This window comes from Vreelandella titanicae (genome assembly GCF_014697095.1).
GTDB lineage: Bacteria > Pseudomonadota > Gammaproteobacteria > Pseudomonadales > Halomonadaceae > Vreelandella > Vreelandella titanicae.
Genome location: NZ_CP059082.1, coordinates 2,346,917 through 2,359,382, shown reverse-complemented (window position 1 = coordinate 2,359,382; position 12,466 = coordinate 2,346,917). Strand labels below are relative to the sequence as shown.

The following is a 12,466-nucleotide window of genomic DNA, read 5'->3' as shown; positions in this document are numbered from 1 at the left end:
TTCTGAATTCAGGAATCATAGTTGAGCAGCCTCTTGACGCGCTTTAAGGCGCTTCATTAGTGGCTGGCTAAATAGTGAGATAAGCAGTAAGGCAAAAATAGCCAGCGTTACTGGGCGCTCAAAAACGTACGTGATGTCGCCACCACTGATTTGGTAGGAGTGAAGTAGCGATTTTTCAGCCAGCGAGCCCAGTAGCATGCCGATCACGGCAGCGGGTACGGAGTAGCCATAGTGGCGAAATATCCAACCGATCACCGCAAACACCAGCACCGTAGCGGGCCCAGTCATATTGCCGGTTAGCCCGAAGGATCCCATTATCGCCAGCACCAACACAGAAGGAATCAAGTAGCGCATGGGCACTTTGACGATATTGGCCAAGAGAGGAATAAACAGTAAACCGATGATCACCAGTAGAAACACCTGGGCAAAGTTAGCGAAGATAATCGCGTAAACCACATCGGTTTGTTGGCGAATAAACTGCGGGCCGCCAGTGATATTATGCATAGCAAACGCCGCTAACATTACCGCTGTAGCGCCACCGCCGGGAATCCCTAGCGCCAGCAGTGTTGCCATCGAGCCCCCTTCGGAGCTGCTGTTAGCCGCCTCAGAGGCCACGACCCCTTTCGGGTTGCCCTTCCCAAATGAATCGGGATCCCGATCACGGCGCTTGGTTTCTATGTAAGAGAGCAGGTTAGACACGGAGGAGCCCACACCAGGAACCGCCCCGACCAACACCCCGATCAAACCACCCCGAATCATCACAACAGGGTAGCGCATCGCCATTCTGCAACCTTCGAAGATCTCACTCACCTTGACCTTGCGGGCATCGGCAGATTCAACGATGAAGCCTTTATTAGCTAGCTTAAATAGCTCTGAAGCGGCAAACATACCCATCATGGCAGGAATGACGGGGACACCGTCCAACAGGTAAGTCTGCCCCATCGTACCGCGTGCCAAGCCGATTTCGCTAAACCCAATCGTGCCGACTAAAAGCCCGACAAACCCGGCCACTAACCCTTTGAGAACCTGTTCACCTTTTAAACTCGCAATCAGCGTCATGCCCCAGAGAATCACTACAAACATCTCTGCTGGCCCCAATCTCAGCACCATGTAAGAAAGCGGCTGTATCATAAAGAACAGCACCACGTAGCCCATCAGCGCGCCAATCACCGAGGAGGCTAACGCGACACCTAACGCCTGGTTATGCTGCCCCTTCCGCGCCATTGGGTAACCATCAAACGCGGTAGCGATGGCCGAAGAGGTACCCGGTATATTCATCAGAATGGCAGGGATACCAGCACCAAATGAGCCACCCGTAAAAATAGCGGTAAGAAACAGCATGGCTTGAATAAAGTCCATGTACATGGTCATCGGCAGGAAAATGGCCATCGCCATTGATATCTGCAGGCCTGGCGTTGCGCCAAAAATAAGCCCCAGTACGATACCCGGCACTACCACCAACCAAGGGCCAAAATTAGAAAAAAGCAGATCCAAACTCTGCCCTACTGCGCCAAAATCAATCATGGTATCTCCTCAGCTTGGAAGCAGCAGCAGTGTCATCGGGTACGGCAGCATCTGTGAGAAAAAGAACGCGACACTCAGCCCAAAAGCGATGCTATAGCCACCTACCAGCAGCCAATTGCGCTCCCCTTTAAGGATCAGGAAAAGCGCCAGAAACGCTACGGTGGCAATATCAAAGCCTATCGCTTCAAGCGACAGCACATAGACGGCGAAGAGACCCACAACAGGTAATGTTTTATGCAGCGGTTCTTCTTCAGAGGAGCGAAACAGCGAGCCGTGTTTAATACGCAGGATCAATTCAAGTGCAATAATCGCTAACACGATAACGGCAAGTGGCAATATAAGTAGCAGGTTTTGCGGTGTGGCGGATACACTAATGGCGTCTAATAAATACCATAGTGTAAAGCCAGCCAAACCCATGAGAACGATAAAGTCCCCATAGTCACGTTTACATTCAGACATGGTAAAACCCCATACTGGCCCCTCATTAATGTGAAGGGCCAGCTATGATGGAAGGATTAGTTCGGAAAATCTGGTCGTGAAAATTAGTTAAGTAGGTGAGCGTACTTTTCAAACACCTGATAGTTTTCGCGCATCAGCTCGTTGGAGCGCTCTGGGCCTACCCAAACACCGCCCATTTCGTTGCGCTCAAGCTGCTCTTGAACATCTTTGCGGGCAAGCGCACTTTGAATAGCCGAGGAGATCTTCTCGAAACGCTCAGGATGCTGACGCTCCATTTCACTGGTCACTGCAAAGCCGCGCATTGAGCCCTGAAGAACGGGCACCTCAAGATTCATCGGCGCCAGCGCTTCATTGATCGGGAGTGCATCCCACTGTTCAATGCGCTCATCATTGACGATCGCCAACGGGGTTAAGAACTCACGGATTCCCTCACTGCCCTGGGCACTAATAGAGACGAAATCCACCTGCCCACCCGCTACCGCTGAACGGGCTTCACCGCCGCTGTTATAGGTCACCAAGTTGAGGTTATCTTGGGGAATGCCTGCCTCATCAAGCAGCAAGCGCACCATTAAGTGACCAGCAGAACCTTGAACCACCGCGCCGCGTACTTGACCCTCTTCTTCGCGGATCGCTTCAAGCAGGCTTGGCAGGTCTTCATAACCGCTGTCTTTATTGGCAGCGATTAGATCCAAATCAAACCACTGGAAGTTGATATAAGAAAAGTCGTCGACACTAAACTCTGCATCACCAGTCAGGATCGAGTTGGTTAAGTAAGGAGCAAACGTCGAGGCATAGACGGTATAACCATCATCAGGCACGTTAAGAACGTAATTAGAAGCAACCTGAGTGCCCGCACCGGGGCGATTAGTTACTTGTACCGGCACACCTAGCTCTTCGGAAATAGGCCCTGACATCATGCGGGCCATACGATCCGCACTTCCGCCGGTGCCAAAACCTACCACCATGTTGAGCGGTCGAGAAGGAAAGTCGTCAGCTACAGCAGGAAGCGCCATTGATAGAGAGGCAATGGCGGCCGTTGCCCCTACCAATATCGATTTGATATTAAACGATAAGGACGCACTGGAAGTGTTAAGCATAGCGTGGCTCTCTTTTTATAAGTTTGCTTGGTTTTCGACACAGATCTTAACCTGCGTGCTTAAGACGCTACTCCCCGAAACTGTCACCAACCTTGCATAAAGTAAGAACGCAACTAAAGTCTAACCCCTGCTGACTACCTGCCGATTAAGAAACGCGATGCCTGCATCAATGGTAATGCAGCAATGATGGCTATCCCTATTTCACTGACTTCCAGGTCACCAGAGTGTTTCTTAGCGTATGCTAAAGTATGGTCTCAGACTGTCGATAACTCTATTAGCCTGCTTTAGAACCTATTTCCCTAAGCAGGCCTGCGTAGTCGCTGTTGCGCCTGCTTAAAATAGCCCTTAACTCTAACGAGAGATTGCCATGACCCTCTCTTTACCTACCGGGAGTGCCCCTTTAGACGCACATCCTTTACGTAGTGAGCCGTTAAACGTCGATAAGGTAACAACTACACCGATCACTTCTAACGCCGCAACGACGGATTCCAACACCAGCATTCACTTGGATCTTTCTCCCGTGGCTAGAGGCATCGCCTCAGCTTCAGAAAAGGCTGGTAACACACAGGAAGCGAAGAACACCAAAATCGATGAAAGCAATCTCCCGCAGGAGATTAAAGAACTACTAAAGCGAATTGTTGAATATAGAGAAGAATTAAAGGAGAAACAGCAGGAACTGGAAGATGTCATGCGCGACCAGTCCCTAAACGATGAACAACGCCAAGCAAAACTCGACGCCCTGCAACAGGAAATCAGTAGCCTCAATAATTCGCTTCAAGAGGCTATGAGCCAACTAAGCAAACTCGTCTCTCAGATGGATGTTGATGATGACGCTGTTGTCGGAATGATGTCATTGGCCATGTCTTGATGACGTATAACCGTTAAGGATTGACCTGCCGATTAAGAAACGCAATGCCTGCATCAATGGCGCCGCCACGGAATAGAAAGCTGGCGAAGTGGCCGCGCCAGCGCTGCAGATACAGCTCGCTCTCGATGTTGTTCTCCTTCAGAGCTTGATAAAAGTCCGTGGCGTGATCCACCGGTACCAGTTGATCCCACTGACCGTGGAACAGGAAGAACGGCGGTGAGTCAGGCGTAAGTTGCCGTGCGGGAGAGGCTAGGCGATACGCTTCGTTTTCTTCCGCGCGGGTACCGCCGATAAAGTCGACGACTAAGCGCCCATCATCAAATTTGAGTAAATCACTGGGTAGTCCCCCAGCCAATACTGCAGCCAAACGGCTCTGCTCGCCGCCGTAGGGTTCGGCCAGCGGCCCTTCTACTCCCGCCACCGCCAATAAACTGACTAGATGCGCGCCAGATGAGAATCCAACGCCTACAATGCGGTTTGTATCCACTTGCCACTCGTCCGCATTGGCGTGAATCCAGGCCATCGCCTGCTGCAAGTCATGTAATTGGCTAGGGAAGCGATATTCAGGCGCAAAACGGTACTCAATATTCACCGCTACGTAGCCCTGACCCGCTAGCTGTTCAGCGATGCCCTGCATATCTTCCGGTGTGCGGTTGCGCCAGCCGCCGCCATGAACCACCAGGGCAGCAGGACGCAATGCATCGCCGGGCTCATCGGGCAGGTAAACATCAGCTGTTAGTGCCTGGGGCCACTCGTCGGGGGTATAGGTTCTTGGGGTCAACCGGGTGAAGGGCAGAGGTTCACGCAGCCCACTACGCTCAATAGCGGGCTCCCCTTGGCTAACGTGTTGAGCAGCGCTACAGCCACTCAGCAATAAGGCAATTGCCCCCAGGCCGGTAACACGGCGTAGGGTGGTAAGTGCTCCATGCTGTTGCCACTCGCGAATTAGCTTGGTACGCGACATTATGCTTCTCCTGGATAAATAGGTGACCCCTCACCTACCCACTACGACCTGCAACAAGCCAATAAGATCATGATTGTTGCACACTATCTGCAAACGGTTTGCACCCCGCCTAGCGATACTGTCATTGTCAACTCACCAGGAGAGAACTTATGAACGTTACAAGTGCTAGGAAAATGTCAATTCGCCAACTGTTTGCCCCCGCCCTGCTGGCTATCGCCATTGCTCCATTAGCGTTTAACGCTCAAGCGCATAGCCACGGCGACCATGATGGGCAAGGCCCTGATCGGGAACGTATGGAAGAGCGCATGGAGGAGCGTCGCCAAGAGGTGTACGAGCGCGCTGATATTTCAGCCGAGAAACAGGCCGAGCTTAACGAAGCACACGCCGAACATCGTGAAGCCATGCAGGCACTGCGCGAAGAACACCACGAGCGGGTAGCTGAAATTCTCACCGAAGAAGAGCAGGAAGCGCTGCGCAACGCCATGCAGGAAGCCCATGAAGAGTATCGTGACAAGCACGGTAAACGTGGTCATCACGATGGTAACAGTGACGATAGCGCCGATAGCGAATAAACGCAGGACAAGCCTTAAACCAAGATCCAACGCCCGGTTTTTCCGGGCGTTTTTGTGTCTGCACTTTCATCAGCGCGCTACTAACTCCACGCTAATTCAACTCATATAGGGGAGGTTAACTTGAAGGGGGAGAGTTAATCGCGTATTTTATTTGAACGTTCATTCAAAATAAAAATTCATCTTTCAACAACAGGAGTCCGCCTGCATGGCGAAAGACAACCCCATCCTCCCCTCCCGCGACCGCCTCAATCCCGTGGTTTTCCACGGCAGTGTGGCGGGTATCGTTATCTTTTTAGTACTCACCATGCTGTTCACCGAGCAAGCCGGCGCTTTTTTTGATGCCGGGCTTGCCTGGGTCAGCAAAACCTTTGGTTGGTACTACATGCTCGCCATTGTGGCGTATCTGGTCTTTGTCATTGCGATTGGCATGTCACGCTTTGGCAGTATTCGCCTGGGGCCCGATCACTCACGACCCGAGTTCTCGCTGCTCTCCTGGTCGGCCATGCTGTTTGCCGCGGGTATCGGTATCGACCTGCTGTTCTTCAGCGTTGCCGAGCCAGTGGCCCACTATTTGGCACCGCCGGACTTGACCCCGGAAAGCCAGGAAGCGATGCGGAATGCCGTCGTTCAAACCTATCTGCACTGGGGGCTCTCTGGTTGGGGGCTGTACGTGTTGATGGGTATGGCGTTGGCCTACTTCAGCTACCGTCACCGCTTGCCGCTGGCAATCCGTAGCGCGCTCTATCCCATCCTGGGCAAGCGCATTCACGGCCCTATCGGTAACGCGGTAGACATTACCGCCGTCATCTCCACCGTGTTCGGCATTGCTACCAGCCTGGGTATTGGGGTGATGCAACTTAACTACGGCCTCACCTATATGTTCGGCGTGCCGGAAACGCTCACCGTGCAGGTGATCTTGATCGTCCTGGTTGTTGTGTTGGCAACGATTTCTGTAGTGACTGGCGTTGAGAAAGGCATTCGCCGACTTTCCGAGTTCAACATGCTATTGGCACTGGCGCTGATGCTGTTTGTGCTCTTTTCCGGCGACACCCTGGTGCTACTGGATAAAGTGGTTAACAACGCCGGTGACTATCTATCGGGTTTTGTCGGTGCAAGCTTTGATACCTACGCCTTTGCCGATGAGGGCGCCCAAGAGTGGAAGATGTGGTGGACGATCTTCTTCTGGGGCTGGTGGATTGCCTGGACACCGTTCGTCGGCCTGTTCCTGGCGCGCATTTCTCGTGGCCGTACCATTCGTGAGTTTGTCGCCGGCGCCTTGTTTATTCCGCTGGCCTTTATGATGGTGTGGATGTCGGTATTTGGTAATAGCGGCATTGAGTTGGTCGCCAACCAAGGCGTGGCCGAGCTGGGTGAGCAGGCCCTTAACACCCCGCAAACCACACTCTATACGCTGCTTGAGTACTACCCTTACGTTGGCCTAACCGCAGCAGTGGTCACCGTGCTAGGCATCGTGTTCTTCATTACCTCAGCGGACTCAGGCGCGCTGGTTCTGGCCAACTTCACCTCTATTTTGAGCGACGTGAACCATGATGCGCCGGTTAAACTGCGTATTTTCTGGTCTGCAACGATCGGCTTGATCACTATCGCCCTGCTAATGGCCGGTGGCTTGAACGCGCTTCAGAGCGCCGTCGTCATCACCGCCCTGCCCTTCTCATTAGTTATTTTCGCCGTGATGGTGGGTATGTATAAAGCGCTGAAACTGGAAGGCAAAAAAGCCGATGCACGCCGCATGATTGCTGGTGGCGCCCCCGGTGGTGACTGGCGAGAGCGCCTGGATCGCGCCCTGGACACCTCCACGCGTGCGGGTGCAGCGGCCACCCTTGAGCACTCTATTCGCCCGGCGATGACCCAGTTTGCTCAAGAGCTCGAAAGCAGAGGTCAAACCACCAATGTGACCGAAGAGCACGTTGAGGGTGAATCGCTACCGAACCTGATGCTCCAGGTCGACTTCGGCGAAGCGACCAGTTTTGTCTACCAGGTCTGCCCGCACCGCATGCGCACACCGAGCTTTATCCCAGCGGATGATGATTTTTATGTGCGTCTGGATGTGTACTTAGCCGAAGGTGGTCAGGATAAAGACCTTAACGGCTACACCCGTGGTCAAGTAATTGGTGATTTGGTGGCCGAGTATGAACGCCACCTTCACTTCCTCACCCTGGCCGGCGAGCAGATGGGCCACGTGCAGGCAATGCCCGGCACCATCGGAGAGCCGCCGGAAGATTCGCAGATATAACGGCGCAAGCGTTTAAGCCCACAGATCAATCCCGGCCTGCGTGCCGGGATTTTTGTGCGCGAACGACTCCACGACTAACGCCTTGTTGTGCAAATTTCACCGCAGGCGTAGCGTAATGGCTTGTTTTCCCTGTTCTTAGGAGACTGGTCTCATGTCCCGCGCCCATCGATCTTCGGGTTACGTTTTCCCGCTGCCTGGCAGCGCGCTGGTCAGCGCTTGGCGTGAAGGGTATACGCTGGCCAGATTAAAGCGCGATGTGATGGCGGGGCTGACGATTGGCGTGGTGGCGGTACCGCTTTCCATGGCGCTGGCAATCGCCACTGGCGTACCGCCCCAACACGGGCTCTACACTGCTATCGTGGCGGGCGCGGTGATCGCCTTAACCGGCGGTTCACGGTTTAACATCTCCGGCCCCACCGCCGCCTTTGTGGTCATTCTGTTTCCCATTGTGGCCAGCCACGGTCTGGGTGGGCTGCTGATTGCCACACTGATGGCTGGCGCTATTTTGGTGGCGCTGGGGCTTTCGCGGTTGGGCAGTCTTATTCAGTACATCCCCTACCCGGTAATACTTGGCTTTACCGCAGGTATCGGCGTTGTCATTGCACTGCTGCAGTTACCTGACTTTCTGGGCCTAGCTGGCGTGGAGCTAGGTGATAGCACTCTGAATAACCTAGTGCTGATTGGCCGAGCACTGCCCAGCCTTTCACCGGCGGAAATCAGCGTGGGGGTTGTGACCTTGGCCGCGCTGCTGATCTGGCCCCGCTTGAATACGCCAATTCCTGCCCCGCTGGTGGGTTTGGCGGTGGGCACACTGGCTGCAGCACTACTGCTGATGAGTGGCGTTGAAGTCGATACCATCGCCTCACGCTTTAGCTGGGAGTTCGAAGGTGAGAGCGGCAGCGGCATTCCCCCTTTCGCGCCTGGCTTTACCGCCCCTTGGCATTTTCCCGGCGCTGATGGAAACCCGCTTGAGATCAACTTTGCGCTGATACAAGCACTGCTTGGCCCGGCGCTGGCCATTGCACTGCTGGCGGCCATTGAGTCGCTGCTATGCGCCGTGGTGGCAGATGGTTTAACCCGCACTCGCCATGATCCTAACGCCGAGCTAATTGGCCAGGGGCTGGGCAACCTGGTAGTGCCCTTCTTTGGCGGCATTACCGCAACAGCAGCCCTTGCTCGCACCGCGACCAATATCAAAAGCGGTGCCTTTTCACCTGTCGCTGCCGTGGTGCACTCTGTCGTGGTGCTACTTGCGGTGGTGGCCCTGGCGGGGGTGCTGGGGTTTGTCCCCATGGCTGCACTCGCCGCCCTGCTGTTTATCATCGCCTGGAACATGAGCGAGGCGCGTCACTTTGTGCATACGCTAAAAAGCGCTCCCGCCAGCGATGTCTCAGTGCTGGTGATCTGCTTTGCCCTAACGGTGATTTTCGACATGGTGATTGCCGTGGCCGTGGGTATTGGCCTGGCTGCCGCACTGTTTATCCGTCGTATGGCACAGCTCACTCATACCCGGCGCTTGGCTGCACCCGACACCGGCGAACACTTCCCGCCAGAAGTAACACTTTATAAAATCACCGGCCCGCTGTTTTTCGGTGCGGCAGAAAAGGCCATTGCCACGCTGCGGGTGATAGATCACGGTGTTCGGGTGGTCGTTCTGGATATGCGTGATGTGCCCAGCCTGGACACCACCGCCATGGTGGCGCTGGAGTCACTGCGCCGGGAGCTTGGCGAGCAAGGCGTTGGCGTTATATTTGTTGGGCTGCCGCCACGCATGGCGCTGAAGATAAAGCGTGCCGGCATTAAACGCGAAGTAGGTACATTAGCGGTCGTCAGTAACCTAGCCCACGCCGAGCGTATGGCACGCCGTTGGTTAGGTGGTAGCAGATAGGAAGTGGGTTGGCGTGAAGTTCATGGGTAAAATTAAAAAAGGGGAAGTCGCCTTCCCCTGATGGAACACTAGCCAGGCATTATCTAGCTAGCCATATCCAACACGATGCGACCTTCGATCTTGCCGTCGATCATGCGCTGGAAAACGTCGTTGATATTGTCCAGCGTATCGGTTGCGACCGTGGCTTTCACCTTGCCTTCGGCGGCAAAATCCAGCGCTTCCTGCAGGTCGCTGCGGGTACCAACGATGGAGCCACGAATGGTAATACCGTTGAGCACCGTGCTGAAGATCGGCAGTGGGAAGTCGCCGGGGGGTAAGCCATTGAGCACTAATGTGCCGCCGCGGCGTAACATATTCTGCGCTTGATCAAACGCCTTCGGCGACACCGCTGTCACCAAGGCACCGTGAGCGCCACCAATGGTTTTCTTCAGGTAGGCCGCTGGGTCGGTCTTCATGGCATTGACGGTTACCGTGGCGCCTAAGCGCTCGGCCAGGGCTAGCTTACCGTCATCGATATCCACAGCCGCTACGTTCAGCCCCATGGCTTTGGCGTACTGCACCGCCATATGGCCCAGGCCACCAATGCCCGAGATCACCACCCACTGGCCAGGGCGGGTATCGGTCATCTTCAAGCCTTTATAAACCGTTACCCCTGCACACAGCACTGGGGCTATTTCAATAAAATCAACGGCATCCGGCAATCGCCCGACATAGCCTGCATCCGCTAAGGTGTAGTCCGCAAACCCACCGTTAACGCTGTAGCCGGTATTCTGCTGAGACTCGCACAGGGTTTCCCAGCCACCTAAGCAGTGTTCGCAGTAGCCGCAGGCTGAATAGAGCCAGGGCACACCGATACGATCGCCCTCTTTGACGTGGGAGACACCTTCACCCACCGCCACAATATGCCCAACGCCTTCATGCCCGGGAATAAACGGCGGTGAGGGTTTTACCGGCCAATCGCCGTGAGCAGCGTGTAAATCGGTATGGCAAACGCCAGAGGCTGCCACTTTCATCAACACCTCGCCCTGCTTGGGGCGAGGTACGTCAACTTCTTCGATAACCAACGGCTGGCCAAACTCACGAACGACCGCCGCGCGCATTGTGCTATCCATGATGCAACTCCTAATAGTTTACGATACGGCCATTGAACAACGGCTCTTATCGGTAGAGTCAGCGCCAGGGGAACTGACATACCGCCCGACTAGCGCCGGGCGGTGTGGCTAGCTATACATAGGAAAACGGGGCAGGTTAGAAGAAGCCCAGCGGGTTGATATCGTAGCTGACCAGCAGGTTTTTGGTTTGCTGATAGTGCTCAAGGGCAACTTTATGGGTTTCACGGCCAACACCGGATTTTTTGTAACCACCGAAGGCCGCGTGGGCGGGGTACTGATGGTAGCAGTTAGTCCACACACGACCAGCCTGAATGCCACGACCCATGCGGAAGGCGACATTGATATCACGGCTCCACACGCCTGCGCCCAAGCCAAACTCGGTGTCATTGGCAATCGCCAGCGCTTCCTCTTCATCTTTGAAGGTGGTCACCGCCACCACCGGGCCAAAGATCTCCTCCTGGAAAACGCGCATCTGGTTGTTACCCTTCAGCAGCGTAGGCTGAATGTAGTAACCGCTGTTGATGCTGTCATCCATGGTCTCTTTATTACCGCCAGTGAGGAATTCCGCGCCTTCATCCCGGGCGATATCCATATAGGACATGATTTTATCGAACTGCTCTTGAGATGCCTGGGCCCCCACCTGCACGTCGGTATCGAGTGGATTGCCGCGTTTGATGGTTTTGGTGCGCTCGATGACCTTGGCCATGAACTCCTCGTACATGCTCTCTTGGATCAGCGCACGTGATGGGCAAGTGCACACTTCGCCCTGGTTAAAGAACGCCAGTACCAAGCCTTCGACTGCTTTATCAATAAAGGTCGGTTCGGCGTTCATGATGTCGGCAAAGTAGATGTTGGGGGATTTGCCGCCTAGCTCCACGGTAGAGGGAATGATGTTTTCCGCCGCGCATTTCAAGATATGCGAGCCAACAGGGGTAGAGCCGGTAAAGGCGATCTTGGCAATGCGCTTGCTGCTTGCCAACGCCTGCCCTGCCTCAGCGCCAAAGCCGTTGACGATATTGAGCACGCCAGGCGGCAGCAGATCACCGATCACTTCCATCACCTTCAGAATCGAGGCAGGCGTTTGCTCTGCAGGCTTCAAGACCACGCAGTTACCCGCCGCCAGTGCAGGTGCCAGCTTCCAGGCAGCCATAAGGATTGGGAAGTTCCAGGGAATAATCTGCCCCACCACGCCCAGCGGCTCGTGAAAATGGTAGGAGACAGTATTGGCGTCAATATCTGCCGCGGTGCCCTCTTGGGAGCGTAAACAGCCCGCAAAGTAGCGGAAGTGGTCAACGGCCAGCGGTATATCCGCATTGAGGGTTTCGCGTACGGCTTTACCGTTATCCCAGGTTTCAGCCACCGCGAGGGCTTCAAGGTTTTGCTCAATACGATCGGCGATTTTCAGCAGGATATTACTGCGCTCTTGGGCGGATGTTTTCCCCCAGGTAGGTGCCGCTTTGTGGGCCGCATCCAGCGCTTTATCGATATCCTCTGCCGTTGAGCGGGGGATTTCGCAGAAGACATGGCCATTGACGGGGCTAATATTATCGAAGTATTGGCCTTTCACCGGGGCAACAAATTCGCCGCCGATATAGTTGCCATAGCGTTTTTCAAATGACACCACAGAACCGGTATCACCAGGGTTGGCGTAGATCATTGTATTGCTCCTGAGTATTATGATTATTAAAGGTGCATTGACAGTGTTGTTCACTAAAGCAAATGGCGATA

General features: G+C 54.4%; 10 protein-coding genes. 4 read left to right on the top strand and 6 right to left on the bottom strand.

Going from position 1 to position 12,466, the window contains the following annotated elements:
- Window positions 1-15: 15 nt before the first annotated feature.
- The 3 genes from HZS52_RS10830 to HZS52_RS10820 form a co-directional block, all read right to left on the bottom strand.
- A complete protein-coding gene (locus tag HZS52_RS10830; RefSeq protein WP_088698933.1) occupies window positions 16-1,524 on the bottom strand; it encodes a tripartite tricarboxylate transporter permease in 1,509 nt (502 codons plus the stop codon).
- A 9-nt stretch (window positions 1,525-1,533) separates the two neighbouring features.
- Complete coding sequence (locus HZS52_RS10825) at window positions 1,534-1,983, bottom strand: tripartite tricarboxylate transporter TctB family protein (RefSeq protein WP_088698934.1); 450 nt, start codon at window positions 1,981-1,983, stop codon at window positions 1,534-1,536.
- Window positions 1,984-2,066: 83 nt separating this feature from the next.
- Window positions 2,067-3,080 carry a Bug family tripartite tricarboxylate transporter substrate binding protein gene (locus HZS52_RS10820; protein ID WP_088698935.1) on the bottom strand — a complete coding sequence of 338 codons (1,014 nt, stop codon included), beginning with the start codon at window positions 3,078-3,080 and terminating at the stop codon, window positions 2,067-2,069.
- A 367-nt stretch (window positions 3,081-3,447) separates the two neighbouring features.
- Between HZS52_RS10820 and HZS52_RS10815 the strand changes: the two genes are divergently transcribed.
- Window positions 3,448-3,948 (top strand): hypothetical protein, encoded by a 501-nt coding sequence (locus HZS52_RS10815; protein ID WP_223828114.1) that lies wholly within the window; start codon window positions 3,448-3,450, stop codon window positions 3,946-3,948.
- 13 nt (window positions 3,949-3,961) lie between these two features.
- Here HZS52_RS10815 and HZS52_RS10810 read toward each other — a convergent pair whose 3' ends face one another.
- The gene (locus HZS52_RS10810; RefSeq protein WP_190374728.1) at window positions 3,962-4,912 is read right to left on the bottom strand and encodes an alpha/beta hydrolase; all 951 of its coding nucleotides are present in this window, start codon (window positions 4,910-4,912) and stop codon (window positions 3,962-3,964) included.
- 149 nt (window positions 4,913-5,061) lie between these two features.
- Between HZS52_RS10810 and HZS52_RS10805 the strand changes: the two genes are divergently transcribed.
- From HZS52_RS10805 to dauA, 3 genes are all read left to right on the top strand, one after another.
- Entirely contained in the window at window positions 5,062-5,484 is a 423-nt protein-coding gene (locus HZS52_RS10805; protein WP_088698938.1) for a hypothetical protein, read from the top strand.
- 205 nt (window positions 5,485-5,689) lie between these two features.
- Window positions 5,690-7,738, top strand: a complete 2,049-nt coding sequence (gene betT / locus HZS52_RS10800; protein WP_088698939.1) for a choline BCCT transporter BetT — start codon at window positions 5,690-5,692, stop codon at window positions 7,736-7,738.
- Between the two features lie 151 nt (window positions 7,739-7,889).
- On the top strand, window positions 7,890-9,626 hold the full coding sequence (gene dauA / locus HZS52_RS10795; RefSeq protein ID WP_190374727.1) for a C4-dicarboxylic acid transporter DauA: 1,737 nt from the start codon (window positions 7,890-7,892) through the stop codon (window positions 9,624-9,626).
- Between the two features lie 83 nt (window positions 9,627-9,709).
- Here dauA and adhP read toward each other — a convergent pair whose 3' ends face one another.
- Window positions 9,710-10,738 (bottom strand): alcohol dehydrogenase AdhP, encoded by a 1,029-nt coding sequence (adhP, locus tag HZS52_RS10790; protein WP_170938469.1) that lies wholly within the window; start codon window positions 10,736-10,738, stop codon window positions 9,710-9,712.
- Window positions 10,739-10,874: 136 nt separating this feature from the next.
- Entirely contained in the window at window positions 10,875-12,395 is a 1,521-nt protein-coding gene (exaC, locus tag HZS52_RS10785) for an acetaldehyde dehydrogenase ExaC (protein WP_190374726.1), read from the bottom strand.
- Between the last annotated feature and the right edge of the window lie 71 nt (window positions 12,396-12,466).

Coding starts and splice junctions, on each gene's coding strand:
- betT (WP_088698939.1), top strand. CDS start 5,690: ATGGCGAAAGACAACCCCATCCTCCCCTCCCGCGACCGCCTCAATCCC.
- adhP (WP_170938469.1), bottom strand. CDS start 10,738: ATGGATAGCACAATGCGCGCGGCGGTCGTTCGTGAGTTTGGCCAGCCG.
- HZS52_RS10810 (WP_190374728.1), bottom strand. CDS start 4,912: ATGTCGCGTACCAAGCTAATTCGCGAGTGGCAACAGCATGGAGCACTT.
- exaC (WP_190374726.1), bottom strand. CDS start 12,395: ATGATCTACGCCAACCCTGGTGATACCGGTTCTGTGGTGTCATTTGAA.
- HZS52_RS10825 (WP_088698934.1), bottom strand. CDS start 1,983: ATGTCTGAATGTAAACGTGACTATGGGGACTTTATCGTTCTCATGGGT.
- HZS52_RS10805 (WP_088698938.1), top strand. CDS start 5,062: ATGAACGTTACAAGTGCTAGGAAAATGTCAATTCGCCAACTGTTTGCC.
- HZS52_RS10830 (WP_088698933.1), bottom strand. CDS start 1,524: ATGATTGATTTTGGCGCAGTAGGGCAGAGTTTGGATCTGCTTTTTTCT.
- HZS52_RS10820 (WP_088698935.1), bottom strand. CDS start 3,080: ATGCTTAACACTTCCAGTGCGTCCTTATCGTTTAATATCAAATCGATA.
- HZS52_RS10815 (WP_223828114.1), top strand. CDS start 3,448: ATGACCCTCTCTTTACCTACCGGGAGTGCCCCTTTAGACGCACATCCT.
- dauA (WP_190374727.1), top strand. CDS start 7,890: ATGTCCCGCGCCCATCGATCTTCGGGTTACGTTTTCCCGCTGCCTGGC.